Origin of the sequence: Olsenella phocaeensis, assembly GCF_900120385.1 — a bacterium.
GTDB classification, from domain to species: domain Bacteria; phylum Actinomycetota; class Coriobacteriia; order Coriobacteriales; family Atopobiaceae; genus Olsenella_I; species Olsenella_I phocaeensis.
In genome coordinates this window covers 250,889-276,487 of record NZ_LT635494.1, presented here as the reverse complement: position 1 = coordinate 276,487, position 25,599 = coordinate 250,889, and the positions used below count along the sequence as shown (strand labels likewise).

The window sequence follows — 25,599 nt, the reverse complement described above, 5'->3', positions numbered from 1 at the left end:
CGGGGCCGCCCACTACGAGAGCGCCCCCGCGAAGAGCTCGGGCCTCGTCGCGAGGTAGGCGTCGAGGTCGCGCCGGGCGCGGTCCGCATATGCCTGGTAGCGCTCCCTCTTCTTCATGCGGCCGCCCCCAAGGGGAGGAACCAGGCCGAAGTTGACGTGCATGGGCTGGTAGGGCTCCGTCTTGGGGTCGGTGGCGTAGCTCACGAGCGAGCCCAGGGCACCCGTGCGCGGAAGGCCCACGCGTTCGTAGCCCCTGAGGTCGGCGAAGCTGTTGAGCGCGGCGAGGAGCCCCGAGGCGATCGCCTCCGTGTAGCCCTCGGTACCCGTGATCTGTCCCGCGAGCCTGCAGCTGGTCCCCGGGATGGCAAAGCTGCCGTCCAGCACGCGCGGGCTGTCGACGAAGGAGTTGCGGTGCATCACGCCATAGCGGAAGAACTCCGCCCCCTCGAGCCCGGGGATCATGCGGAAGACCCTCTTCTGCTCGCCCCAGGTCAAGTTGGTCTGGAAGCCGACGAGGTTGTAGGCGGTCCCCTCGGCGTTCTCCGCCCTGAGCTGCACCGCGGCCCAGGGCCTCCTGCCCGTCGAGGGGTCCGTGAGTCCCACCGGCTTGAGCGCCCCGAAGCGCAGCGAGTCCCTGCCCGTCCTCGCCACCTCCTCGACCGGCTGGCAGGCGTTGAAGAGGTCGCTCTGCTCGAAGTCGTGCGAGAGCACGCGCCGCGCCGCGACGAGCTCCTCCCAGAAGGCCTCGTACTCCTCGCGGCCCATGGGGCAGTTGAGGTAGTCGCCCCTCCCCTCCTCCTCGTAGCGGGACTGCGAGAAGACCTTGTCCCGGTCGAGCGACTCGGCGTCCACCACGGGTGCCGCCGCGTCGTAGAACGAGAGGTGCTCGCCGCCCAACACGTCGCAGAGCCTCTGGAAGAGCGCGTCGGAGCAGAGGGGGCCTGCGGCGATGACGGAGGGCCCATCGGGGATGTCGCGCACCTCTCCCCTGCTCACCGTGATGAGGGGGGAGGACTCGATCGCCTCCGTCACGAGGGCGGAGAAGCGCTCTCGGTCCACGGCGAGGGCGCCGCCGGCGGGGACCTGCGCCCTGCGCGCGAGCCCCAGGAGGACGGAGCCCATGGAGTCGAGCTCCTCCTTGAGGAGGCCCGCGGCGCTGTCGTGGCGCAGGGACTTGAGGGAGTTGGAGCAGACGAGCTCGGCGAAGCCGTCGCCATGGTGCGCCGGCGAGCTCGCGAGCGGACGCTGCTCGCAGAGGGTCACCTCGACCCCCCTCCGTGCGAGCTGCAGCGCGCACTCGCTTCCCGCCAGGCCCCCTCCGACCACCGTGACCCTGTCTGCCACCGCACGACCCCCCCTCGCCGGCACCCGCCGGCAGCCCGATCATCCGTCCATTCTAGCCTGCGTGAGGTAGGCCTCGGACGAGAGGCTGTAGCGTCCGTCCCTCAGGCGCTCCACGACGCCGCGCGACTCGTAGTCCGCCAGGGCACAGAGCACGCCCGTCACCGGCTCCCCGAGATGGCGCGCGAGGTCGTCGGCACGCAGGGGCTCCCCCACCAGGGCGGACAGGAGCCTGCCCTCGATGCGGGACGGCTCCTCGCCCACGAGCCTGAGCGCGCCGTAGTCCATGGATATGCGCAGCTCGAGGTCCCGCTCGGAGCATATGATGCCCGCCCCCTCCGAGATGAGCTGGTTGGCCCCGGCGGACTCGGGGGAGAAGATGCTGCCCGGCACGGCATAGAGGTCCCTGCCTATCTGGTCGGCCACGAGTGCGGTGCCCAGCGTCCCCGACCTCTCCCCCGCCTCCGCGATGAAGACGCAGCGAGACAGCCCCGCGATGACGCGGTTCCTCTTGGGGAAGGCGTAGCGCCGCGGCGGAGAGCCCCAGGGCTCGAGCGAGACCACGGCCCCACCCTCCCTGGGGGCGCGCGCGAACACGTCCGACGAGCTGCTGGGATAGACGAGGTCCGCCCCGCAGCCCGAGACCACCACCGTGGGGCCTCCCGCGTCGAGGGCGGCGCGCGCCGCCGCGGCGTCGCAGCCCATGGCGCCGCCGGACACCACCACGACGTCGCTCTGCGCCGCGACGCGGCCGGCCAGGCGAGCGGCGGCGAGGCCGTAGGGCGTGGCCCGCCTGGCCCCGATCACCGACAGGCACGGCCTGGACAGCGCGGCGGCGTCCCCCAGCCCGTAGAGCCTCTGGGGCGGGTCTGGCAGGTCAAGCAAGGCGGGAGGGTACCCCTCGTCGTCCCGTGCAAGCTCCCAGCGTTCTTCCATGCGTCCTCCCATCATCCAAGGTGACAGCGGTAGGCACTCGCCTCGAGCACGTCCTCGCGCGAGACGGAGGCGCGCTCGGCCAGGTCCGCCATGGTCCTCGCGACCCGAGCCAGCTTGACAATCGAACGACCTCCCAGGTTGAGCCTGGAGGCCATGCCCTCGAGGGCGGCCTGGGCGCGCGGCTCGAACGAGAGCGCGCCCACGAGCGTCTGGCCGGGCCCGGACGGCATCCTCGCCTCGCGGTCCCTCCTGAAGGCGCGGGCGCGCAGGACCTGCTCCCTCATGCTCTCGCTGCTCAGCCCCTCGGCGCAGCGAATCAGCTTCCGTGACTCCGGGCGCCTCACGTCCACGTGGAGGTCGATCCTGTCCATGAGGGGGCCACCTATCTTCGACTGGTAGCGCTCCACCCTTCCGGGCGGGCAGCTGCAGACATGGCCGGGGTCTCCCAGATGGCCGCAGGGACAGGGGTTCGCCGCCGCCATGAGCAGGAAGTCGCAGGGGAAGCTGTAGACGCCGTCCACCCGCACGAGCCGGACGACCCCCTCCTCCATGGGCTGGCGGAGCGACTGCAGCACGTTGGAGGCGAACTCGGGGAGCTCGTCCAGGAAGAGGACCCCGTGATGGGCGAGCGAGATCTCCCCGGGGATGACGGGCCTCCCGCCTCCCACGAGCCCCGCGAGCGAGATGGAGTGGTGCGGTGCGCGGAAGGGCCTCTCTCCCCTGCAGATGCCCTCCACGTCCTGGCCGGCCACCGAGGTGAGGAGGAGCGCCTCCTTGCGCTCCTGGGGCGTGAGCCGGGGAAGTATCCCCGGGACGCGACGGGCGAGCATGGACTTTCCCGCGCCGGGAGGGCCCACCATGAGCATGCCGTGGCCGCCTGCGGCAGAGACGACGATCGCACGCTTGGCCTCCTCCTGGTCGTACACGTCCGCGAAGTCCGGCCCGGGCGCGCCCGGCGCCTCGGGCGCCACCACGGGAGGCGGTGTCGGCGCGGGCGAGAGCCGCGTCCCGCCCGACCTCAGCTCGCCCAGGGTCCTAATTCCCCTCATCCCCGCCCTGAGGTCGGCGGGCTCGGGCCCCAAGGAGGAGAAGACGAGCTCCAGCCCGAGCCCCTGGGCGAGCCCCTGGTAGGCCGCGAGCCCCCTCACCGGGCGGACGCAGCCGTCCAGGCCGAGCTCTCCCACGAAGAGGCAGTCCTCGAGCCCGGCACTGGGTATCTGGCGGGTAGCCGCGAGGATCGCCACCGCTATGGGCAGGTCGAGGCCCGTGCCCGTCTTCCTCATCTCCCCCGGGGCGAGGTTCACGGTGATGTGGAGCCGGGGCATGCTGTAGTCGCAGGCCCTGAGCGCACAGCGCACCCTCGAGCGCGAGTCGAGCACCGCCGAGTCGGGCATGCCGACCATCGTGAAGCCCGGGATGCCACCCGAGAGCGACACCTCCACCGTGACGGGCTGCGCCTCGATGCCGCGGATGCAGGCGCTCCTCACCTTGAGCGAGTCCCCGGCCATCATTCGTCCCATGCGTACGCGGCCACGAGGTGTCGCAGGTGGGCGCAGCGCGTGCCCGTCACGTTTATGGCGATCACGTCGAAGCGGATGTAGCGAACGTCGCCATTCTGGAGCATGTAGCTCAGCGCGATGTTGCGGTAGCGCTGGCGCTTCTGGAAGTCCACCGCGAGCTCGGGAATGCCCTCCTCCATGCCGGCGGGGACCTGCCTCGTCTTGACCTCGACGAGCACGGTCTCGTCGTCGATCTGGGCGATGAGGTCCGCCTCGCCGAAGCGGCAGCGGTAGTTCGCCTCGAGGAGCTCGAAGCCCCGCCTCTGCAGGTAGGCCGCCGCCAGGCGCTCGCCCAGCACTCCCAGGTCATGCGGGTCGATTGCCTCGTCCAGGCAGCCGTCGGAATCCGAAAGGCCCGGGCACAGCTCGTCGTCCAGGGGGAACTCGCCGTCCGGCACCCCCGCCCCGAAGACCTGCCTGAAGCCCCTCTGGTCGTCCATGTGCGTCTCCCTCCGCTCGTCCAATGGGAGGGCAAGCATCCCCGAGGAGGCTCGCGGGAAGCTCGTCGGCAGCTTGCGGGCAGCTGCGTGACAGATAGGAAAGTCAACGAGCGCGGGCTGGGTGCGCTGATGGCGGCAGGAAGGCCTGCATGGCAGGTGGGCGCCAGAACGACAGGCGGTGTCAGAAGAGAGGGGGCGTCTCCAGGAAGTTTCCACAGAACGAGACGCGGTGTATGGGAGAGAGGCCCTTCTCCCTTATGGCCGCGATGTGCTCCGCAGAGCCGTAGCCCTTGCACCGGGCAAGGTGGTATCCGGGATACACGCGGTCGTAGGCGACCATGAGGCCGTCACGCGTGACCTTGGCGACGATGGACGCCGCGGCGATGCAGGCGACGCGCGCGTCCCCCTTGACGAGGGTCTTCTCGCGGGGATGCACGTGGACCGGGTTGCCGTCTATGAGCACGCAGTCGGGCCCGACCCCGGCATCCCCTATGGCCTGCGCCATGGCCATGCGCAGCGCGGCGGACATCCCCACGGCGTCGATCGACGCAGGCTCCACGTGGGCGATCCCGATGGCCAGGGCGACCTCCGCGATGCGCGCGGCAAGCGCCTCCCGGCGCGCGGGAGAGAGCTGCTTCGAGTCGTTGATGCCCCAGACCATGGGGGACGCGGGAAGCGCCACCGCGGCGACGGTGAGGGGGCCGGCGATGGAGCCCCTGCCCACCTCGTCCACGCCCAGGACCATGCCGTCGCCCCCCAGCTCGCGCTGGAGGCGGTACATCTCCTCCACGCGCTCGCGCTCCCTGAGGGCCGCGTCCCTGCGCCTGAGGGCCGAGGCGACCGCGTGCCGCACCTGCTTGCGCGGGTCCTCGCCATAGCGCGCGACAAGGGCCTCGAGCTCCGAGGCGTCGGCATCGTTCAGGAGCGCCGTCACCTCCCGGGCGCTGGCTGCATGGCTTGAGGCTGGCATGGTCGTCTCCCCTGGTCGAGGCCTGGTCTAAGAAAAAGGGCCGCCCCGAGGAAACGGAACGGCCCGAAGAGGCAAATCCAGACGGACTAGCGCTTCTCGCGGATGCGCGCGGCCTTGCCCACGCGGTCGCGGAGGTAGTAGAGCTTCGCGCGGTGGACGTCGCCGTGACGGACGACCTCGAGCTTGGCGATCTTGGGGCTGTGGAGGGGGAAGGTGCGCTCGACGCCGATGCCGAAGCTGATCTTGCGAACGGTGAAGGTCTCGCGTGCGCCAGAGCCGCTCAGGCGGATGACGTCACCCTGGAAGACCTGCTCGCGCTCGCGGTCGCCCTCCTTGATGCGGTAGTGCACCTTGACGTTGTCGCCGACCAGCACCTGAGGGATGTCCTCGCGGATCTGCTGGCGCTCGATTGCGCGGATGTAGTCCATGTTCTTCCTCGTCTCTAGAGGTGCCGTGGCCTTAGCAGCGGCACATAGCTTTACACACGGTGTGCGATTATATGCCATGCCTTGCAGGGGGGCAAGGACGTCTCGTGGCCCTCGCCCCCGGGGCATAAACTCACCATAACGCCCGGCATGCCTAGCCCCGCGCTATCTTCCATCCGATGGCACGCTCGCGCATGCCGACGAAGTCGCGGTATATGCCCTCCTCCCGCATGAGGCTCTCGTGCGTGCCCCGCTGCACCACGCGTCCGGCGTCCAGGACCACGATCTGGTCGGCGTCGCGCACGGTCTTGAGCCGGTGCGCGATCATGATGACGGTCTTCCCCCTCTTCAGCTCGGCAATGGCGCGCTGGAGCTCGAGCTCGTTCTCGGGATCGACGTTTGCCGTGGCCTCGTCCAGGACCACGATGGGGGCGTCCTTCAGGATGGCCCGGGCGATGGACAGGCGCTGGCGCTCGCCGCCCGACAGGGTCGCGCCGCCCTCCCCTATGCGGGTCCCGTAGCCCTCCGCGAGCCTCTCGACGAAGTCGTCGCAACAGGCGCGCCGCGCGGCCTCCACGACCTCCTCGTGCGTGGCCTCGGGACGACCGAACTTGATGTTGTTCTCGATGGTGTCGTCGAAGAGGTAGACGCCCTGGAAGACCATGGAGAAGTTGGAGAGCAGCGCGTCGACCTCCCAGTCGCGCACGTCGCGCCCACCCACGAGGACCCTGCCCGACCCGACGTCCCAGAAGCGGGCCATGAGCTGCGAGAGGGTCGTCTTGCCGCTGCCGCTTGGGCCCACGATGGCACAGGACGTCCCCTCGGGTATGGAGAGGGACACGTGGTCGACGACGGTACGCTCCCCGTACGAGAACGATACGTCGTCGAGCTCGATGCCAACGCCGTCGCCCGAGCTCAGACCCGCCCCCTCATCCATCGGCGGAGTGGCGAGCAGGCCCGTGACCTTGTCCATGCTCACGTCGATCTGGCGCAGGAGGCTGGCATAGGAGCCCGCCAGCTCGAGCTTGGCGAAGACGATGAACGACGCGACGATCATGGTGAGGCAGGTCCCCGTCTCCATGGCGCCAGAGATCCAGAGGCCCACGGAGAGGAGACACAGAAGGATGCTCGCCGCCTTGCACGCCACGGTCTCGAGCACCATGAAGGCGATGAAGCTCAGCTCCAGAGCGAGGTTCGCGCGCTCGCAGTCGGCTATCGCGCCGTCGATCCTGCTCTCGGCCCCGTCCAGGAGCGAGAAGGCGCGCACGACCGAGATGCCCTGGACGTACTCGAGGACCGCGCCCACGATGGCGCGCTGGCTCCTCACGCGCCTGTCAGACACAGCTCGCGACGCGCGCTGCATGATGGCGTTGACGGCCAGGACCACGAGGATGGTAGCGATGGCGACCAGCCCGCAGAGGGGGTCCATGACCGCGAGCATGAGGGCCATGACGACGGAGAGGGTCACGCCGGCGATGACGTTGGTGTAGACGAGGCCGCCCACGTTCTGCACGTCGTCGAGGGTGTTCGTCATCGTGCTGGCAATCTCGCCCAGGCTGTTGGCGTTGAAGTAGCCCATGGGCAGGTAGCGCATGTGGTCGCCTATCTCCGCGCGCTTCTCGGCACACATCGAGAAGTTGCCGTCGCAGAAGTTCTCGCTCTTGAAATGGGCACAGACGGCGCTGCCCGCGATGGAGACGAGCATGACGACGAAGGACGAGACGGCGACAGACGGTCCGAGGGACTGCGTCGCCGCAGCCGACAGCACCAGGGCGAGGGCCAATATCTGCAGAGATTCGAAGACGGAGTTGGCGAGAGACCACGCCATGCCCCGCCGCAGGCGCCCGGCATGGCTTCCCCCGAAGCGAAAGTACTTGAGAATGGTCGAGATCATGGGACTACTCCCCCCTCGAGCTGGTGACGGCGATGTCACGGGCTCCGATGTGGGCCTGATACATTGAGCGGTAGAGCCCGCAGGACCCCATGAGCCCCTGGTGGGTGCCCGTCGCCTCGATGCGCCCATCGCTCACGACCACGATCTGGTCAGCGTCGGTGATGGTGGACAGGCGATGCGCGACGACGACGAGCGTGCGCCCCGCGACGAGTCTGGAGACAGCCTCCTCGACCTGGGCCTCGCTCTCGGGATCGGTGTAGGCAGTGGCCTCGTCCAGGATGACCACCGGGCTGTCGTGCAGCATGGCGCGCGCGATAGAGATGCGCTGGCGCTCGCCACCCGACAGGTGGCCTCCCCCGCCGCCCACCATGGTCTGGTAGCCCTGGTCGAGACCCATGATGAAGTCGTGGCAGCCGCAGCTGCGCGCGGCCTCGACGACCTCGTCGTCAGTGGCGTCAGGCCGTCCCATGCGGATGTTGTCCATGACGCTTGCGTCGAAGAGGTAGTTGTCCTGGGACACGTAGGCGACCTCATGGGCGAGCTGGTCTGCGGAGAGCTCGGCGAGCGGCACGCCCCCGAGGCTGACCTGTCCCTCGTCGGCATCCCAGAAGCCTGCCATGAGGCGGGCGATGGTAGACTTGCCCGAGCCGCTGGGTCCCACGAGCGCGCAGACCTGGCCCGCAGGGACCGTGAGGTCGACGCCGTGGAGCACCTCGCTGCGGCCGTACGAGAAGCGCACGCCCCTCAGCTCGATTCCGACGGCCCCCCTCGCGTCGAGCCGTGCGCAGGGGGCCGTGGCCCTCTGCTGGTCGCGCTGGTCGAGGACCTCGGCTATCTGCGAGACCGTGGTACCCACCTGCGCCAGCGCGTCCATGAAGCTCATGGCAGCATAGAGCGGGGGGAAGATGCCCACGGAGAGGACGGCGGACAGCACGAACGTGGAGGTGCTGACCTGTCCCGACGAAACGAGGAGGCAGCCTGCGGGCAGCACGCCGACGAGGGTCGCGGGCATGATGGCCAGACCCATGTCCGACCAGATCTGGCAGTGCGCCATCCAGTCTATGAAGGAGTGGGCATAGGCCCACACGGCCTTCGAGAACTTCTCGTAGGAACTGGCGGAACGCCCGAAGGCCTTGATGACCTCGATGCCGTTGACGTACTCCACCGCGGCGGACGACATCTCGTTACCCGTGGCCACCGTGTTGCCGTACCACTGCTCGTAGTCCCTCATCATCTGGCCGTACACGAAAGCACCCACGGGGATGGTCGCGAGGGAGACGAGGGCGAGACGCCAGTCGAGCGTGAAGAGGTAGACCACTACCACCACGGGGACGAGCAGGTCGCTCGTCATCTCGGGCACGACATGGGCAAGGGTGGTCTCTATTCCATCGGCCTTCTCGACCATGACGTTCTTGAGCTTCCCAGAGGGGGTGTCCAGGACGTAGCCCATGGGGACGTGCGCGAGCTTCGACGCGAGGCGCCTGCGGATGGACGAGATGGTCTTGAAGGTCGCCACGTGGGATATGGAGGTGGAGGCGTAGTGAAAGACCACGTACGCCGCGTAGCTTGCCGCGGCGAGAGAGCACCAGCCCAGGTAGAAGGACAGGTCGCGCTCCCCCTCCAGAACGCCCACGACCATCTGGCCTGCCGCGAAGTACGGCAGCACGCTGCCCGCCACCCCCACGACGGCGAGCACGACGGAGAGCGCGTAGAGCGCCCTGCCGCCGGGACCCGCCCAATCGAGGAGACGAGCCAGGGGGTTCGCCGACGCGATCGCCGTGGCGGTGTCGGTGTCCCGAGCATCCCTTTCTTCCATGCTTCCTCCCAACTTAAGTTAACCAAGACTATCTCTAGGTTATAACAACGTTATTTCATTGGGAGACAAGGGGGGAAGCAGGCGAAAAAAGTCCGATTGGGACTAGGTCAGGCCGTCTGGCCAGGTTCCATGAGAGCCTGGAAGCCGTGATGGAAGAAGAGTCCGAACCTCCTTGCGAAGGCCTGTGCGTCCTCGCGGCAGAGCCCACGCAGGAGGGGCTCGAAGAGGCCTTGGACGAGGTAGCGCGCAAGCACCTCGAGCAGCATCCCGTCAATCCCCTCCAGCTGGCCGCCCGCTGCCGCCTCGTACTTCACGGTGCTGGACTTCTCCGCCTCTACGAAGCGATCGAGGTAGCCCTCCCAGCGCGTGCCCGCGGACCCCCTGGCGATGATGAGGAAGTCCTCGGGATGGTCGTAGATGAAGTCGACGATGCGGGTACGCGCCTCGAGCTCAAAGTCGAGCATGGCGTCGAAGGAGCGCATCTCGGGAGGAAACGCGAGAAACTCGTCGATGAGAGCCTGGTAGAGGGAGAAGAGGCCGTCGCCGGATGGTGCCACCACGCGGTCGAAGAGGTCTTCCTTGCTGGAGAAGTGGCCATAGATCGCACCGGTCGTGACCTGTGCCAGCGCCGCGATGGAACGCAGGGAGACGCCCAGGAATCCATTGCGCAGGAAGGCGTCCCGCGCGACCGAAAGGAGCCTCGCACGGGTGGTCTCGAATGTATCCACGCTCGCCTGGACCATGCCCGCCTCCCCCGCAGATTCCGCGTCCAGGGCATCGTACCATGCGCCCACCGTTTACAGGTCCCTATGGAGCTCAGGCGCCCTCCAGGCATGAGGAACCTTGAGCTCCTCGTATATGCGGACGGCATAGCGGTCGGTCATGCCTGCCACGAAGTCGGCGACCTCGACGTCCGGTCGGTCGGGCTCGAGCCCCCTGTACTCGGCGGGCACCTCGTCCAGGTGAGCGATGAAGTAGTCGAACAGCTCTCCGATCATGCGGTTCGCCTTGGGTTCCTCGTACTTAGCGTCGCCGCGCGTGTAGAGGTTCTCAAAGAGGTACTCGCGAAGGCCCATCATGGCCTGCCACACGGGCTCGGACATGAGTATGTCGTCTGCACCGGCACTGGTCGTCACGACGTCGCGCACCATGGTCTCGATCCTCTCGGAGGAGCAGTGTCCCAGGCAGTCGCGGTACCGCACGGGGAGCATGTCCTCCGAGAGCAGTCCCGCGCGCTCGGCGTCGTCTATGTCATGGCACACGTAGGCAATGCGGTCTGCACGGGCGACCACCCGCCCTTCGAGCGTCGCGGCGCGAAGGCCGCCCTTGTGGCAGCGGATGCCGTCAAGGACCTCCCTCGAGAGGTTGAGTCCCCTGCCGCCCTTCTCGAGCCTCTCCAATATTCGAACGCTCTGCACGTTGTGCTCGAAGAGCACCCTTCCCTCCGCGCTCTCGGGATCGATGCCGCGATGGAGTGCCATGGCACGAGAGAGGGCGCGTTCGCCCGTGTGTCCGAAGGGGGTGTGGCCGAGGTCGTGTCCCAGGGCGATGGCCTCGGTGAGGTCCTCGTTCAATCCGAGTGGCCGGGCTATGTCGCGCGCTATCTGGGCGACCTCGAGAGTGTGCGTGAGGCGCGTGCGGTAGTGGTCGCCCTCGGGCGCCAGGAACGCCTGCGTCTTGTTGGCCAGGCGCCTGAAGCTCTTGCTGTGCAGGACCCTGTCGCGGTCGCATTGGTAGCAGGTCCTGAGGGGGTCCGCCTCTTCGGGACGCGCCCTGCCGAGGCTCTCGTCGCTGAAGCTCGCATGGGGACTCAGCAACTCGTGCTCGCGAGCCTCCAGGTCCCTGCGACGTATGACAGCTCCCATGGGAAAGCCTCCTTGCTCTGCCCGCCCGCAAACGACGAGGGAGGGGGCACGTCGGCCCCCTCCCTCACGTCAGGACTGTGACGCCACGCTTGCTCCTAGGCGAGCTTGGCGGGACCGCCATTCGACTTGATCTTGGCCTGGGCGCCGGCAAGGCGTGCGATGGGCACGCGGTAGGGCGAGCAGGACACGTAGTCGAGGCCGAGGTCGTAGTACATCTGGATGGACTCGGGATCGCCGCCGGTCTCGCCGCAGACGCCGCAGATGATGGTCTCGTTGGCCTTGTGGCCACCCTTGACGCCCATCTCGACCAGCTTCGCGACGCCCGTATCGAGGGTCTCGAAGGGGTTGGAGCGCAGGATCTTCTTGTTGAGGTACTGGGGGATGAAGGCGCTCTCGACGTCGTCGCGCGAGAAGCCGAAGGTGGTCTGCGTGAGGTCGTTGGTGCCGAAGCTGAAGAAGTCGGCGTACTGGCCGATCTCGTCGGCGGTGACAGCGGCACGCGGGAGCTCGATCATGCAGCCGATGGGGATGCTGAGCTCGACGCCCTCGGCCTCGGAGACCGCCTTGACAACGGACTCGATCTGGCCGCGGACGAGCTTGAGCTCCTCGACGCTGGAGATCAGGGGAACCATGATCTCGGGCTTGGGGTTCAGGCCCTGCTTCTTGAGCTTGGCGGCGGCGCCGGCGATGGCACGGACCTGCATGTCGTTGAGCTCGGGGTACACGATGCCGAGGCGGCAGCCGCGCAGGCCGAGCATGGGGTTGGCCTCCTGGAAGGAGTCCAGGCGGGAGAGGCGGGCGCGCATGGCCTTGAGCTGGACCTCGTTCTCGCCGCGGCCCTCGGCGTGCGCAATCTCGACGGCGAGCTCGCGGGGGTCGTCGAGGAACTCGTGCAGGGGCGGGTCGAGCAGACGGACGATGACGGCCTTGCCGTCCATGGCCTTGAACATGCCCTCGAAGTCGCCGGTCTGGACCTTGAGGAGCTGGCCGAGGGCCTGCTGCTTCTGGCCGTCCGTGTCAGCGAGGATGAAGGACTGGATGATCTGCTTGCGATCGCCCAGGAACATGTGCTCGGTGCGGTCGAGGCCGATGCCCTCGGCGCCGAAGTCGACGGAGAGCTGGGCGTCCTCGGGGTTGTCGGCGTTGGTGCGCACGCCGAAGATGCGGCCGCGAGACGCGTCGCGACGGACCTCGTCGGCCCACTCGAGGATGGTCTCGAGGTCGCCAGTGAGCTCGGGACGGGTCAGGGGCACGGCGCCGACGATGATGTCGCCCGTGGTGCCGTTGATGGAGATGATGTCGCCCTCGTGCAGCACGATGTCGGTGCCGGAGATCGCGACCTCCTTGGCCTTGGCGTCGATCTTCAGCGCCTCAGCGCCGCAGACGCAGGGAGCGCCCATGCCACGGGCGATGACGGCCGCGTGGGAGGTCTTTCCGCCATGCGAGGTGAGGATGCCCTCGGCGGCGACCATGCCCTTGAGGTCGTCGGGAGTGGTCTCCCAGCGCACCAGGATGCAGGGCTTCTCAATGTTGGCATAGTGGACGGCGGCGTCAGAGGAGAAGACGACTGCACCCACGGCGGCACCGGGGCTGGCGTTCATGCCCTTGGCGACGACGTCGACCTTCGCCTTGGGGTCGAACTGGGGGTGCAGGAGCTGGTCGAGCTGGTCGGGCGCGACGCGCAGGAGCGCCTGCTCCTTGGTGATGCGGCCCTCGTCGACCATCTGCATGGCGACCTTGAGGGCAGAGAGCGCGGTGCGCTTGCCGACGCGGGTCTGGAGCATCCAGAGCTTGCCCTGCTCGATGGTGAACTCGATGTCCATCATGTCCGCGTAGTGGTCCTCGAGGATCTCGAACACGTGGAAGAGCTGCTCGCCGGCCTCCTTGAGCGCGGGAATCTTGACCAGGTCGGCGATGGGCTCGGTGTTGCGGATGCCCGCCACGACGTCCTCGCCCTGGGCGTTGACCAGGAAGTCGCCGTAGCGCTCGTTGGTGCCGTCGGCGGGGTTGCGGGTGAAGGCCACGCCGGTGGCAGAGGTCTCGCCCTTGTTGCCGAAGACCATGACCTGGACGTTGACCGCGGTGCCCAGGCTGTCGTCGATCTTGTTCTGCTTGCGGTAGAGGATGGCGCGCTCGGTGTTCCAGGAGCCGAAGACGGCCTGCTCCGCAAGGCGCAGCTGCAGATAGGGGTCCTGGGGGAAGGAGGCGACGCCGTCAGGGGCGACCTCGGGGTGGGCCTGCGAGTCTACGTTCTTGGCGAAGATCGCCTTGAAGGTCTCGGTGAGGTCCTTGAGGTCGGCCGCGTCGAGGTCGGTGTCGAGCTTGACGCCCTTCTCGGCCTTCTTGGCGCTGATGGCGTCCTCGAAGAGCTGGCCGTCGACGCCCATGACGACGTTGGAGAACATCTGCACGAAGCGGCGGTAGGAATCCCACGCGAAGCGCTCGTTCTGGGTCTGCTTGATGAGGCCCTCGACGGAGTCGTCGTTGAGGCCCAGGTTCAGGACGGTGTCCATCATGCCGGGCATGGAGAAGGGCGCGCCGGAGCGGACGGAGACCAGCAGCGGGTCCTCCTTGTCGCCCAGCTTCTTGCCCATGCGCTTCTCGAGGTCGCGACGATACTCGTCGATCTCGTCCAGGACGCCCTCGGGCCAGACGTTGTTCTCAGAGTAGGCGACGCAGGTCTGGCAGGTGATCGAGAATCCCGGAGGGACGGGCAGGCCGATGTTGGCCATCTCGGCGAGGTTGGCGCCCTTGCCGCCCGTGATCCACTTCGCCTCTTCGACGGTGTTGCCGGCGACTTCGGTGACGTTGTTGCCGTTCTCGTCCGTGCCGAAGCGATACACATGCTTCTCAGCCATAGCACTCCTTCAAGGTCTTCCTTGGGCGCGAGAGGTCCCGGCCCCTTCCAAAAGAACACCTGCGCGTGCAAACGGCAGGTGCCCTCACTAACTCTGACTTATTTTATCGACCAAAACATGCAAGGTACACCTCGTCCAATCATCGGGGCAAATCAGCCTTCCGTAGATTGGACAATTAGACGAGCATGCTTTGCCCTATACTAGGGACCAGTTTTTGCTACGCCTCGTGAACCTCGGTCCTGGAACGACGGCCCGCCTGATAGTGCGGCTCCTCCCCCGTCAGGGTGGAGATGACGGTGATCGCGGGACCCAGGAGGTCGATGGAGGGGATACCCCTCTTGTCGAGCTCGCGACGGATGTCGCGGCGGAGGTTGCGGTCCACGATCGTGTGGAACACCGCGATGGGCACGTCCTCGTCGAGGTTCCTGTTGAGGTAGTCGCTCACCATCTCTGCGGAGTTCACGTTGCCGAGCGTCTTGATGATGACGGCGTCGTCACCAAACTGGTCTGCCGCCGCCTCGACCACGCCCGCGGCGGTCTTGCCACGCGCGTCCGATATGACGAACACGATGGGCGTGACGTCCTCGAACACCAGCGGGTCGTCGAATCTGTCTTCGGCCATGGGCCTGCCTCCCTGTCTATGGGGCCCTCTAGCACCCCGCCTCGACCTCCGCCGGGGCGGGGCCTTGCCTACTTCCTGCGAGAGAGTGCGCCGACGTTGGCCACGTCGGAGAAGACGCCGGCGAAGCGGTTGAGAAGGCGCAGCCTATTCTCTCTTACCAGAGTGTCCTCGTCCATGACGAGGACGTCATCAAAGAATCGGTCGATTGGCTCCCTTAGCTCGGCGAGAGCCTTGCAGGCGCCCTCGAAGTCCTTCCGCGAGAGGCACTCCTCCACATTTCGCCCACCATCCTCGCAGGCAGAGAGGAGGCGCAGCTCCGCCTCCCCGAGGAGGGAGCGGTCCACCTCGCTCCCGAGGCTGGCGTCGCCGAGGTGGGCGGCGCGGGCGTAGGCGGTGGCGAGGTCGTCGAAGAGCTCGGGCTGCTTGGCGCGGGCGTCCTCGAGGGCATGCGCACGGGCGAGGAACTCGGCGGGGTCGATGACGCCCACGGACGAGATGGCCTCGATGACGTCGACCGAGACGCCGTCGTCGCGGGCGATGGTGGCAAGGCGACCTGCGAAGAAGTCCGCCACCTTGCCGGCGACCGACGAGGCGTCGAAGTCGAGCCCCTGCGCCAGGTATGCGTCAAGGGAGAGACCGATGAGGCGGCGCAGCGACACCTCGGGGAGCGTGCGGAGGAGCGCGATGACGCCGATGGCGGCGCGCCGCACCGCGAAGGGGTCGGAGGAGCCGGTGGGTGGCTCGTCTATGGCGAAGATGCCGCAGATGGTGTCGAGCTTGTCCGCCACGGCGACGGCCTTGCCGACCTCGCCCGAGGGGAGCTCGTCCCCGGCGAAGCGTGGACGGTAGTGCTCGCGGACGGCGTCCGCCACCTCAGCGTCCTCCCCCGCCGCCTGGGCGTAGTAGCCGCCCATGACACCCTGCTGGCTCGTGAACTCGACCACGGCCTGCGTGACGAGGTCGGCTTTGGCCAGGCGCGCGGCGCGCCCGGCGAGCGCGGCGCGCCTGTCGTCCAGACCGGCCTCGCGGGCGACCTCGGGGGCCAGCGCCTCCATGCGGCCGACCTTCTGGAGCACGGTTCCCAGCCTCTCCTGGAAGACGACGCTGGAGAGTCGCTCCACGTAGTCCTCGAGCGGGCGCTTCAGGTCCTCCTCGTAGAAGAACTTCGCGTCGTCCAGCCTGGCGCGGACCACGCGCTCGTTGCCGTCCACGACGCGCCCGGAGTTCTCGGGCGCCGTGTTGGAGACGACGACGAACTCGCGGGTGAGCTCGCCCGCGACGTCGTAGATCGGGAAGTAGCGCTGGTTCGTGAGCATGGACTCGCAGATGATCTCGTGGGGGACGCGGAGGAACTCCTCGTCGAAGGTGCCCACGAGCACGGTGGGCCACTCGCAGAGGTTGACGACCTCGTCGAGGACCTTCCTGGGCGTGTCGACGTGGGCCCCGCCGCGCTCCTCCTCGACCCGGCGCACGCCCTCCATGATGACCGCGCGCCTGCGCTCCTCGAGGAGGACGCCGGCAGACTCGAGGACGGACTCGTACTGGGCGGGGTTTGGCACGACGTGCTCGCCGGGACCCAGGACCCTGTGCCCGCGCGTGGTGTTCGAGCTCGTCACGTCGGCGTAGCTCACGGGGACGACGTCCTCTCCAAAGAGGCAGCAGATCCAACGGATGGGCCTCACGAAGCTCGCGTGCTCGCTGCCCCAGCGCTGGCTACGGTAGTTGGGCCACTCGAGGGAGCCGATGACGCGCTCGGAGAGCTCCGAGAGGATGGGCGACGCGGGGCGGGAGGGGATGCTCTTCTCGGCAAAGACGTACTCGCGGCCGTCCGCGTCCACGCGCCGCGCGAGCTGCTCGGCGGCAAGCCCCAGCTTGCGCGCGAAGCCCTGCGCCGCCTTCGTGGGAGCGCCGTCGGAGTCGAAGGCGATGTTGGCCGCCGGACCGCGCTTGACCTCGTGGACCTCCTCGGTCTGGGCGGCGACGTCGCGGACGATCACGCTGAGCCTGCGCGGGGTGGAGCAGGGACGGACCTCGCCATGGGCGAGCCCCGCCTCGTCGAGCCCCTTGCTCACGAGCACCCCGAGCTGGCGGGTCGCGTTGATGAGGGGCGCGGAGGGCATCTCCTCGCAGCCGATCTCGAGCAGGAAGTCACGCGTCTGTGCCATCTAGGCCACCTCCACCTTCTGTGCATTTGCGTCCTTTCCGGCGACCTCTTCGAGGTAGGCCTCGCAGCAGGCCTTGGCGACGGTGCGGACGCGCAGGATGTAGTTTGCGCGCTCGACGGCCGAGAGCGCGCCACGGCTGTCGAGGAGGTTGAAGGCATGGCTGCACTTCATCACGCAGTCGTATGCGGGAAGCGGGAGCCTCGCCTCGAGGCAGGAGTGGCACTCGGCCTCGTAGTCATCGAACTTCTGGCGCATCATCTCGACGTTGGCGACCTCGAAGTTGTACGCGCTGAACTCGCGCTCATTCTCGAGGAAGACGTCGCCGTAGGTCATGGGGGTGCCGTCGGGGAGGTAGCTCCACACCAGGTCGTACACCGAGTTGACGCCCTGGGCGTACATGGCGATGCGCTCGAGGCCATAGGTTATCTCGACCGGGACGGGATCAACCTCGATGCCTCCAACCTGCTGGAAGTAGGTGAACTGGGTCACCTCCATGCCATTGAGCCAGACCTCCCATCCCAGGCCCCAGGCACCCAGGGTCGGGCTCTCCCAGTCGTCCTCGACGAAGCGGACGTCATGCCTGCTGGGGTCGAGGCCGATCGCGCTCAGCGACCCCAGGTAGAGCTCCTGGGAATCTGCGGGAGAGGGCTTCATGAGCACCTGGAACTGGTAGTAGTGCTGCATGCGGTTGGGGTTCTCGCCGTAGCGCCCGTCGGCGGGACGGCGGCAGGGCTGGGGATAGCAGGTCCTCCAGGAGCCGGGGCCCAGCGAGCGCAGCGCGGTCGCGGTGTGGAAGGTGCCCGCGCCAACCTCGCTGTCGTACGGCTGCATGACCGTGCAGCCCTTCTCCGCCCAGTAGTGCTCAAGAGCCAGGATCATGTCCTGGAAGGTCAACGCCTTCTCGCTCATGCCTTTTGCCTCTCCCATCGATGTCGTGCGCTGCCGACCCTAGAGCCAGCGCGCGTCCGTGAGGGGCCAGTAGATGAAGAGGCCCCTCGAGGTGACGCTTTCCACGCTCACCGCGCCGAAGTAGCGCGAGTCGAGCGAATTGGTGCGGTTGTCCCCCATGACCCATATGCTGCCCTCGGGGACGACGTAGGGGTAGCTGATGTCCGCGTCCAGCAGCCGCGAGTGCTGCTGGAGGGGGTAGCTCGGCTTGCCCATCACGTAGGGTTCGTCGAGGGCGCGGCCGTCCACGTAGACGACCCCGTCGCGAAGCTCGACCGTCTGCCCTCCCACGGCAACCACGCGCTTGATGAGGGTCGTGCCCGCATCGTCGGGGTCGTCGAAGGTGACGACGTCGCCCGCCTTGGGCGCGCTCGCGCGCAGGCTCAGCTTCTCTCCCAGGAGGCAGTCCCCCTCGTGGATGGTCTCGAGCATGGAGCCCGAGGGCACCAGGTAGTACTCCGCCACGTAGCTGCGGACGAGGAACGCGATGCCCAGGCCCACGACGACGCAGAGCACTAGCTCGAGGGCGAAGGGCATGCGATGCGGCGTGTCGTCGCTCATTTGGCTCCTCCTTCCCCAGAGGACTCGATGACGGCGCGGGCGAGGGCGCGCTCCTCTTCGGTGAGCTCGGCCCCGTCAAGCAGGTCGGGCCTCCAGAGGGCCGTGCGCTCGACCGCGTTCCTGCGCCTCCAGGCGGCGACGGCAGCGTGGTCTCCCGAGAGGAGGACCTCGGGCACCCCCCTGCCCTCATACTCCGACGGGCGGGTGTACTGGGCGTACTCGAGCAGTTCGTCAGAGAAGGACTCGTCCCGGGCGCTCATCTCGTCGCCCAGCGCACCGGGAAGGAGCCTCACGACCGAGTCGATCACGACGAGCGCCGCGAGCTCGCCGCCGGTGAGGACGTAGTCGCCCAGAGAGATGCGCTCGTCCGCGAGCTCGTAGGCCCGCTCGTCCATCCCCTCGTAGCGCCCGCAGACCAGAAGCACCCTCTCCTCGTGCGAGAGGCGCTCGGCGACCGACTCGTCGTAGCGCCTGCCGCAGGGGGTGAAGAAGACCACGTGAGGGCGGGCCGGGTGCCTCTTGCTGATGTCGCGGACCGCCTCGAAGATCGGGGCAGGCTTCATGAGCATGCCCTGGCCGCCACCGAACGGCGCGTCGTCTACCGTGCGATGGCGGTCGTGCGTCCAATCGCGCAGGTCATACGACTCGAACTCGAAGATGCCCCTCGCCTGGGCGCGCCCCATGATGGAGGTCTCGAGGTAGGGGGCGAACAGGTCCGGGAAGACCGAGAGCGTCTCGAACCTCAATTCCCCACCTCCCCCAGCAGGCCTTCGGGCGCGTCGACCAATATCTCCCCCTCGGGCGGGAGCTCGCTGACGACGGAATCCACCACCGGGAGCAGGACCTCCCCATGCGGCCCGCCGTCGATGACCCACACGTCGTTGGCCGGCCCCCTCATGAGCTCGACGACGGAGCCCAGGCGACCCCATCTGACGTCGCGGACGGGCCGCCCGACGAGCGCGTCCGCGTCGTGGAGGGCATAGCCCTCGGGGAGGTCCCCCACACGGGCGAGGAGGAGCTTGCCCACGAGCCTGGAGGCGGAGTCGATGTCGCCCACCCCCTCGAGGGAGACGAGCTGGCCGCGGCGACCCTCGTCGGCGGAGAGCACGCGGACCTCGCGCGGGCCCTTGAGCGCCGGAGGCACGACGAAGGTCTCGAGCCCCTCGCGCAGCAGAGGAGGAAGGCCGTGAACGGAAACCGTCACGACCTCCCCCCTCTTGCCGTGCGTCTTCTCCACACGGGCTATGGCCCTGTAGCGCGGGTGCAAGGCCTATCCCAGAACCTCGACCTCGACGGAGGTGCCCACCCTGGAGCCGAGCGCGCGGGCGAGCGTGCGGATGGCCTTGATGGTGCGTCCCCTCCTGCCGATGATGCGGCCTGCGTCCTCCTCGGCGCAGCTGACCTCGATGAGGGCCGAGCCCTCGCTGTCGGTCACGTCGAGGGACACCGCGTCCTCGTTGGTCACGAGCCCGCAGACGATGTACTCGACGAGGTCGGCGACCCTGTCGGAAGCGACCTGCCCCGGGACGTCCTCGGACTCGACGACTTCGCTGACTTCCTCGGACACGATGCCTACTCGGCCTCGGTGGCTGCGGCGGCAGCCTTGGCGGCGGCCTTCTTGGAGAGCTTCTGCTTCTTCTCGGGCGCAGGCTCGCCGGAGCGGGCGACGTCGATGAGGTGGGAGACGGCGTTGGTGGGCTGGGCACCCTTGGCAACCCACTCGTCGATCTTCTCGAGGTCGAGGTCGATGGTCTTGGGGGAGGTCAGAGGGTTGTAGCGACCAACGAGCTCGATGTAACGGCCGTCGCGGGGCATGCGGCCGTCGGCGACGACGACGCGATAGAACGGGTGCTTCTTGGCACCGTGACGAGCGAGACGAATCTTGACTGCCAAAGTAGAACTCCTTCAGACGAGCGGCGCCGTGGTAGTTGAATGAATGCACCGCATAGCCACACAAAAGCAGGCAATATGATACGACAGCGCCCAAGGGGCGCAAGGTGCAGTTTTTGTGAACTGCACCCCGCTCCCAGGCGATTGTGTTTCGTTCTGGGCCTGCGTTAAGTGGCCCTTAAGGTCCTTAACGTACCATCGGATGGTATTTGTCCCCCAAAACGAACAATAGCCTCTGTGCCCGAAAGATGGAGAATCCCATGAACATTCTGGTTGTGGAAGACGAGCGCAACCTAGCCGACGCCATCGTCCAGATCCTGAAGGGCGGCGGCTTCAACGCCGAGGCCGCGTACGACGGGAACGCCGGCCTCTCGTCCGCGCTCAGCGGCATGTACGACGCGGTCGTCATGGACGTCATGCTCCCTGGCAAGGACGGGGTCCAGATCGTCCACGAGCTGCGCCACGAGGGGAACTCCGTGCCCGTCCTCATGCTCACCGCCCGCACCTCGACCTCCGACAAGGTCGAGGCCCTGGACGCCGGCGCGGACGACTACATGACCAAGCCCTTCGAGGACGCCGAGCTCCTCGCCCGCCTGCGCGCGCTCACCCGTCGCCAGGGCGACGTCGTAATCGACGAGGTCAGCTTCGCGGACCTCACGCTGGACCTCGCGACCCATGACCTCAGCTGCAACGACAACTCCGTCCACCTCTCGGGCAAGGAGTTCGAGGTCCTGAAGATGCTGATGGGCTCCACCGCCCGCGTCGTCTCGAAGCAGGACCTGCTGGTGCGCGTCTGGGGCACCGACGGCGAGGCGTCGGAGAACTCCGTCGAGGCCTACATCTCGTTCCTGCGCAAGAAGCTGGGCCACATCCACTCGAAGGTCCAAATCACCACCCTGCGCATGCTGGGATATCGACTCGAGGAGTTTGACCTGCCCAGGGAGTAGGTGGGAGCCGTGCTCGAGAGGCTCAAGCGCAAGTTCATGGTGATCGTGATGACGCTCGTGGGGACCGTCCTCGCGAGCGTCCTTGGTCTCATGTACTACTCCTCCTTCACGACCCAGGCCAACCTCGTGAAGGAGTCCCTCAACCGTGGGCTCGAGGGGAGCCTCAGCCCCCTGCCCGTCATAGGCTCGGAGGGTGCGCGCGTGGGCGGCATGCTCACGGTCGTGGTCGAGGTGTCCGAGAAGGGCGTCATCCTCCAGACGAGCGAGTCGCCGGCATACATCAGCGGCCCCGTCCTCGCCCGCGTCATCGACGACGCCCTGACCCAGGGTGTGACGAGCGAGCGCATCGGGGACCTCCACGTCGTGTGGAAGAGCGCCGTCACCGACCAGGGGAACATCCGCATCGCCATCGTGGACACCACCATCGCCGACCGCGCCCTCACGAGCCTCCTGCTCAACGCCATCGTGGTCATGGCGGCAAGCCTCTCTATCCTCTTCGCCGTGGCGTCCTTCCTCTCGAACTGGGCCATTTCGCCCATAGCGAGGGCATGGGAGCAACAGAGGCGCTTCGTGGCCGACGCGTCGCACGAGCTCAAGACGCCGCTCTCCGTCATTCTGGCCAACTCGCAGATCCTTGCCCGGGACGACCGCATCCCCGAGGACGACGCGCGGTGGGTCGAGAGCACCGTCGACGAGGCGCAGCACATGAAGAACCTCGTGAACGACCTGCTCGAGCTCGCCAAGGCGGAGGAGGGCACGGACGGGCTGGGCTCGGCGCTCTCCTCGGAGGAGGTGGACTTCTCGAACCTCGTGGAGTCCGCGGCGCTCGAGTTCGACCCCGTCGCCTTCGAGCGCGGCTGCTCCATCGAGACCTCGATAGAGCCGGGCCTCAAGGTCAAGGGCGACCCCGAGTGGCTCGAGCGCCTGGCCAAGATCCTGATAGACAACGCCTGCAAGTACGCCCGTACCCAGAGCGTCGTGCGCGTGCGACTGCGACGCAGCTCAAGGCATGTGCAGCTCAGCGTGAACAACCAGGGAGCCCCCATAGCCAGGGAGGACCTCCCCCACATCTTCGACCGCTTCTACCGCAGCGAGCGGGCGCGGAGCAGGACCAACGGGGACGAGGGCGGCTTCGGGCTGGGCCTCGCCATCGCGAAGGGGGTCGCCGAGGCATGCGGCGGCGGCATAGCCGCCGAGAGCGACGAGGCGTCCGGAACCACCTTCACGGTCACCTTCTAGGGGAGGCCGGCGCATGGCGGAGGGAAGCGGGAGGGAGCAGGACCGGTCCTTGGGCCTCCCCTGGCAGGGGCCTGCCGTGGGGCTGCTGGACCTCGACGCGTTCTTCGCCTCCGTGGAGCAGCTCGACCATCCCGACTGGAGGGGGCTCCCCGTCATCGTCGGGGGCTCCCCCGAGCGCAGGGGCGTCGTCTCGACGGCATCCTACGAGGCCCGTCGCTTCGGCGTCCACTCGGCCATGCCGTCCTGGCAGGCGCGCCGGCTCTGCCCCGGCGCGATCTGGACCCCGGGCCGCTTCGACCGCTATCGCGAGCTCTCGCGGGCGGTCATGGGAATCGTCCAGGACGAGACCCCCCTCGTGGAGCAGGTGTCGATCGACGAGGCGTTCTTCGACGTGACCCCAGGGCGATGGTCGCGCGAGAGCCCCCTCGACATCTGCCGCCGCATCCAGCTGCGCGTGCGAAAGCTGGGCATCACCTGTTCGATCGNCTCGCCTGGCTGCAGATGTTCGAAGGGCAGCGGCTCGAGGCCGCGGGGGCTGGGTGTCTGCTGCATGCGTCCCTCCTAGAGCACGAGGAGCTCGTCACGGTGGACGGCGGGCTGGCCGCCCCTCTCGGGCATGAAGCGCGCGATCACGTCGAGCCGGAGCCCGTGCACGCGGGCCATCTCATCGGAGGAGTAGCGGCTCACGCCCCTTCCCACGAGGCTGCCGTCCGCGCCGACGACGTTGACGACGTCGCCCACCGCGAACTCGCCCTCGGCCCTCAGGACCCCCACGGGAAGCACGGACGCGCCGGACTCGACGACCGCCCTGCGCGCGCCGTCGTCGAGGACCAGGGTCCCGCGCACGACCTCGGCAAGCCCGATCCAGAGCTTGCGAGCGCCCTCGTGGCTGCCCTCCACGGGCTCGAAGCGCGTCCCCACGCCGTCCTCGCAGGCCGCGCGCAGAAGCACGCCGCCCTCGCGTCCACGGCAGATCACGAGGGGGATTCCCGCCGCCATGGAGGCCCGGGCGGCCCGGAGCTTGGCGGCCATCCCGCCCGTGCCCACGGAGCTCGTGGAGCCGCCCGCCATGGCGGCTATCTCCGGCGTGAGCTCGCGCACCAGGGGGACCAGCCGCGCGTCGGGGTCCTCCTGGGGATTCGCGGTGTAGAGCCCGTCCACGTCAGAGAGGATCACGTAGAGGTCCGCCGAGACGAGCGTGGCCACGATGGCGCCAAGGGTGTCGTTGTCCCCGAAGGCGAACTCGGCCACGGACACTGTGTCGTTCTCGTTCACCACGGGCACCGCCCCNCCTCGGACGTCCCCTCCGTCGCGGCCTCGCCCTCGAGGCCCAGCGTGACGCGGGGCGCGTCACCCCACAGGCGCTCGAGGCGATAGAAGTCGCGGGTCTCGGGCCTGAACACGTGGACCACGAGGGAGCCGAAGTCGAGGAGCACCCAGCTGCCGGAGGCCTTTCCCTCGACCGAGAGGGGCTTGGCGTGACAGTTCACCTGGAGCTTTTCCTCGATGTGGTCGACCACGGCGTCGACCTGGGGCTTGCTTGACGCGCTGCACACGAGGAAGTAGTCGCAGACGTCGGACACGGACGAGAGGTCCAGGAGGACGATGTCGCTGGCCTTCCTCTCGTCTGCGGCGGTGGCGGCGATGCGGGCGAGCTCGAGCGGGGTTGCGGGCATTCGTTGCCTTCCCTTCTGGGTCATCGGCCCCGGCGCTCGTGCGCCAGTGCCAGTGCGTTGTATACCTCGATGGTACCCGGATACAGGTACCTGCGCGTCTTGATGACGTATTCCACCCCGCCGGCGAACGCGCTCCAGTAGACCTCCCCAAGCGGGGCGCGAGACGAGACCAGGTCTCGCGTGGCCTGTATGCCGGGACTTGCGGGACGGAGCGGCTCGATGCCGTCCGCGACGAAGATGACCATGTCGAGCGGGCTCATCTCCGCGGAGCCCAGGGTGTGGAGCCCTATGGCACGGAACACCTCCGGGGGGAGCTCGGGATAGAGCCCGGGCAGCTCGCGGGCCGCCGTGAGCCCGTGCAGGAGCGGGAGGACGAGGTGCAGGTCGACCCCAAGGTCGATGCCCAGGTCCCTCGCCGCGGAGAGGAGCTCCTCGTCGGTGAGGACCTTGTCCCAGTCGTGCAGGGTCCCCGCGGCGCGCGCCAGGAAGGGGTCCACCCCGTAGGAGAGCGCCAGCGACTCGGCGCAGCGAGCCACCGAGAGCGAGTGCTCCAGGCGGCGGGGCCTTGCCACGGCCATGCGGGCGCGGAGGTCGCCCTCGAGGCGCTCGAGGCAGGACGCCTGTCCCTCGTCGTAGTCCGCGCAGGTGCCGAGCGGCTCAGTACCCAAGGTCGTCGCCTCCCGCCACGGAGCCGTAGCGCGTGGGCCTAACCCCATAGAGCTTGTGCTTGTGGATGTAACCCGTCACGGGGTCGGGGGTGAGGTAGCGCAGGCTCTGCCCGCCGCGCACACGTTCGCGCAGGTAGCTGGACGATATGGCGAGCGCGGGGACCTCGAGGTAGGTCACGTCGAAGTCGAATCCCGACTCGGCGATCGCGCTCTGGGCGCGGCTCAGGTCGTAGCCGGGACGGGTGGCGCCCACGAGCTTGGCGAGGTGGGCTATCCTCCCCGCGTCACGCCAGGTGACGATCTCTGCGATGGCGTCGGCGCCGGTGATGAAGTGGAGCTCCACGTTGTCCGGGTAGATGGCGCGCATGCGCTCGAGGGTGTCTGCCGTGTAGGTGATCCCTTCGCGGTCGACCTCGAAGCGGCTGGCCACGAAGTGGGGGTTGTCGGAGGTGGCGAGCAGGGTCATGGCGTATCGGTCCTCCCCCGAGGTGACCGACCGGTCCTGCTTGAAGGCGGGACGTCCCGCCGGCATGAAGACGACCACGTCCAGGCCCAGATCGTCGAAGGCCTGCTCCGCGGCGACGAGGTGCCCGTTGTGGATGGGGTCGAAGGTGCCGCCCATGATCCCGATGCGGTAGGTGCGCGTGGGGTCCTGGCCCAGGATGGGGAGGTCCCCCTTGCGGATGACGTCCTCGGCTATCCGCTCGACCTCGCCTGGCTGCAGATGTTCGAAGGGCAGCGGCTCGAGGCCGCGGGGGCTGGGTGTCTGCTGCATGCGT

General features: G+C 67.9%; 25 protein-coding genes and 1 pseudogene. 3 read left to right on the top strand and 23 right to left on the bottom strand.

Annotated features, from left to right (window positions below):
- Window positions 1–12: 12 nt before the first annotated feature.
- The 19 genes from trmFO to rpsP all read right to left on the bottom strand — a co-directional run bounded on the left by trmFO (window position 13) and on the right by rpsP (window position 20,293).
- Complete coding sequence (gene trmFO / locus BQ7388_RS01245) at window positions 13–1,344, bottom strand: methylenetetrahydrofolate--tRNA-(uracil(54)-C(5))-methyltransferase (FADH(2)-oxidizing) TrmFO (RefSeq protein WP_009279192.1); 1,332 nt, start codon at window positions 1,342–1,344, stop codon at window positions 13–15.
- Window positions 1,345–1,383: 39 nt separating this feature from the next.
- The gene (locus tag BQ7388_RS01240; RefSeq protein WP_129583127.1) at window positions 1,384–2,277 is read right to left on the bottom strand and encodes a DNA-processing protein DprA; all 894 of its coding nucleotides are present in this window, start codon (window positions 2,275–2,277) and stop codon (window positions 1,384–1,386) included.
- Between the two features lie 11 nt (window positions 2,278–2,288).
- Entirely contained in the window at window positions 2,289–3,788 is a 1,500-nt protein-coding gene (locus BQ7388_RS01235; protein ID WP_129583214.1) for a YifB family Mg chelatase-like AAA ATPase, read from the bottom strand.
- Window positions 3,785–4,276, bottom strand: a complete 492-nt coding sequence (locus BQ7388_RS01230) for a YraN family protein (RefSeq protein WP_009279189.1) — start codon at window positions 4,274–4,276, stop codon at window positions 3,785–3,787. Before BQ7388_RS01230 ends, BQ7388_RS01235 begins: the two co-directional genes overlap by 4 nt.
- Before the next feature lie 181 nt (window positions 4,277–4,457).
- Window positions 4,458–5,246: a ribonuclease HII gene (locus BQ7388_RS01225; RefSeq protein ID WP_072499575.1), complete on the bottom strand. Its 789-nt coding sequence runs from the start codon at window positions 5,244–5,246 to the stop codon at window positions 4,458–4,460.
- Window positions 5,247–5,332: 86 nt separating this feature from the next.
- Window positions 5,333–5,674, bottom strand: coding sequence for a 50S ribosomal protein L19 (rplS, locus tag BQ7388_RS01220; RefSeq protein WP_009279187.1), 342 nt, complete (start codon window positions 5,672–5,674; stop codon window positions 5,333–5,335).
- A gap of 151 nt (window positions 5,675–5,825) precedes the next feature.
- Window positions 5,826–7,565, bottom strand: a complete 1,740-nt coding sequence (locus BQ7388_RS01215; RefSeq protein WP_072499574.1) for an ABC transporter ATP-binding protein — start codon at window positions 7,563–7,565, stop codon at window positions 5,826–5,828.
- A gap of 4 nt (window positions 7,566–7,569) precedes the next feature.
- Window positions 7,570–9,381, bottom strand: a complete 1,812-nt coding sequence (locus tag BQ7388_RS01210) for an ABC transporter ATP-binding protein (protein WP_072499573.1) — start codon at window positions 9,379–9,381, stop codon at window positions 7,570–7,572.
- A gap of 107 nt (window positions 9,382–9,488) precedes the next feature.
- Window positions 9,489–10,175: a TetR/AcrR family transcriptional regulator gene (locus BQ7388_RS01205; RefSeq protein WP_234946748.1), complete on the bottom strand. Its 687-nt coding sequence runs from the start codon at window positions 10,173–10,175 to the stop codon at window positions 9,489–9,491.
- 3 nt (window positions 10,176–10,178) lie between these two features.
- Window positions 10,179–11,246 carry a deoxyguanosinetriphosphate triphosphohydrolase gene (locus BQ7388_RS01200; protein WP_072499571.1) on the bottom strand — a complete coding sequence of 356 codons (1,068 nt, stop codon included), beginning with the start codon at window positions 11,244–11,246 and terminating at the stop codon, window positions 10,179–10,181.
- 95 nt (window positions 11,247–11,341) lie between these two features.
- Window positions 11,342–14,104, bottom strand: coding sequence for a pyruvate, phosphate dikinase (ppdK, locus tag BQ7388_RS01195; protein ID WP_062531188.1), 2,763 nt, complete (start codon window positions 14,102–14,104; stop codon window positions 11,342–11,344).
- A gap of 217 nt (window positions 14,105–14,321) precedes the next feature.
- Window positions 14,322–14,726 carry a kinase/pyrophosphorylase gene (locus tag BQ7388_RS01190; RefSeq protein ID WP_009279181.1) on the bottom strand — a complete coding sequence of 135 codons (405 nt, stop codon included), beginning with the start codon at window positions 14,724–14,726 and terminating at the stop codon, window positions 14,322–14,324.
- Window positions 14,727–14,794: 68 nt separating this feature from the next.
- Window positions 14,795–16,891, bottom strand: coding sequence for a glycine--tRNA ligase subunit beta (gene glyS / locus BQ7388_RS01185; protein ID WP_072499570.1), 2,097 nt, complete (start codon window positions 16,889–16,891; stop codon window positions 14,795–14,797).
- Window positions 16,892–17,800, bottom strand: coding sequence for a glycine--tRNA ligase subunit alpha (locus BQ7388_RS01180; RefSeq protein WP_072499569.1), 909 nt, complete (start codon window positions 17,798–17,800; stop codon window positions 16,892–16,894). It abuts the gene before it with no gap.
- A 39-nt stretch (window positions 17,801–17,839) separates the two neighbouring features.
- Complete coding sequence (lepB, locus tag BQ7388_RS01175; protein ID WP_062531194.1) at window positions 17,840–18,400, bottom strand: signal peptidase I; 561 nt, start codon at window positions 18,398–18,400, stop codon at window positions 17,840–17,842.
- Window positions 18,397–19,146 carry a tRNA (guanosine(37)-N1)-methyltransferase TrmD gene (gene trmD, locus BQ7388_RS01170; protein ID WP_072499568.1) on the bottom strand — a complete coding sequence of 250 codons (750 nt, stop codon included), beginning with the start codon at window positions 19,144–19,146 and terminating at the stop codon, window positions 18,397–18,399. The genes lepB and trmD overlap by 4 nt, the downstream gene beginning before the upstream one ends.
- On the bottom strand, window positions 19,143–19,667 hold the full coding sequence (locus tag BQ7388_RS01165) for a ribosome maturation factor RimM (protein WP_062531195.1): 525 nt from the start codon (window positions 19,665–19,667) through the stop codon (window positions 19,143–19,145). Before BQ7388_RS01165 ends, trmD begins: the two co-directional genes overlap by 4 nt.
- 3 nt (window positions 19,668–19,670) lie before the next feature.
- On the bottom strand, window positions 19,671–19,967 hold the full coding sequence (locus tag BQ7388_RS01160) for a KH domain-containing protein (RefSeq protein WP_009279175.1): 297 nt from the start codon (window positions 19,965–19,967) through the stop codon (window positions 19,671–19,673).
- A 5-nt stretch (window positions 19,968–19,972) separates the two neighbouring features.
- A complete protein-coding gene (rpsP, locus tag BQ7388_RS01155; RefSeq protein ID WP_009279174.1) occupies window positions 19,973–20,293 on the bottom strand; it encodes a 30S ribosomal protein S16 in 321 nt (106 codons plus the stop codon).
- A gap of 257 nt (window positions 20,294–20,550) precedes the next feature.
- Between rpsP and BQ7388_RS01150 the strand changes: the two genes are divergently transcribed.
- The 3 genes and pseudogenes from BQ7388_RS01150 to BQ7388_RS01140 all read left to right on the top strand — a co-directional run.
- The gene (locus BQ7388_RS01150; protein WP_062531197.1) at window positions 20,551–21,237 is read left to right on the top strand and encodes a response regulator transcription factor; all 687 of its coding nucleotides are present in this window, start codon (window positions 20,551–20,553) and stop codon (window positions 21,235–21,237) included.
- A gap of 9 nt (window positions 21,238–21,246) precedes the next feature.
- Window positions 21,247–22,476: a sensor histidine kinase gene (locus tag BQ7388_RS01145; RefSeq protein ID WP_062531430.1), complete on the top strand. Its 1,230-nt coding sequence runs from the start codon at window positions 21,247–21,249 to the stop codon at window positions 22,474–22,476.
- Between the two features lie 13 nt (window positions 22,477–22,489).
- Window positions 22,490–23,020 (top strand): annotated as a pseudogene (locus BQ7388_RS01140) (Y-family DNA polymerase); the annotation flags it as partial.
- Window positions 23,021–23,037: 17 nt separating this feature from the next.
- On the opposite strand, the gene proB reads toward BQ7388_RS01140, so the two are convergent.
- The 4 genes from proB to nadD form a co-directional block, all read right to left on the bottom strand.
- The gene (gene proB, locus BQ7388_RS01135; protein ID WP_234946746.1) at window positions 23,038–23,751 is read right to left on the bottom strand and encodes a glutamate 5-kinase; all 714 of its coding nucleotides are present in this window, start codon (window positions 23,749–23,751) and stop codon (window positions 23,038–23,040) included.
- Window positions 23,748–24,152 carry a ribosome silencing factor gene (gene rsfS, locus BQ7388_RS01130; RefSeq protein ID WP_072499567.1) on the bottom strand — a complete coding sequence of 135 codons (405 nt, stop codon included), beginning with the start codon at window positions 24,150–24,152 and terminating at the stop codon, window positions 23,748–23,750. The genes proB and rsfS overlap by 4 nt, the downstream gene beginning before the upstream one ends.
- Window positions 24,153–24,172: 20 nt before the next feature.
- Window positions 24,173–24,820: a bis(5'-nucleosyl)-tetraphosphatase (symmetrical) YqeK gene (gene yqeK, locus BQ7388_RS01125; protein WP_072499566.1), complete on the bottom strand. Its 648-nt coding sequence runs from the start codon at window positions 24,818–24,820 to the stop codon at window positions 24,173–24,175.
- Window positions 24,810–25,595: a nicotinate-nucleotide adenylyltransferase gene (gene nadD / locus BQ7388_RS01120; protein WP_234946744.1), complete on the bottom strand. Its 786-nt coding sequence runs from the start codon at window positions 25,593–25,595 to the stop codon at window positions 24,810–24,812. Before nadD ends, yqeK begins: the two co-directional genes overlap by 11 nt.
- Window positions 25,596–25,599 lie beyond the last annotated feature (4 nt).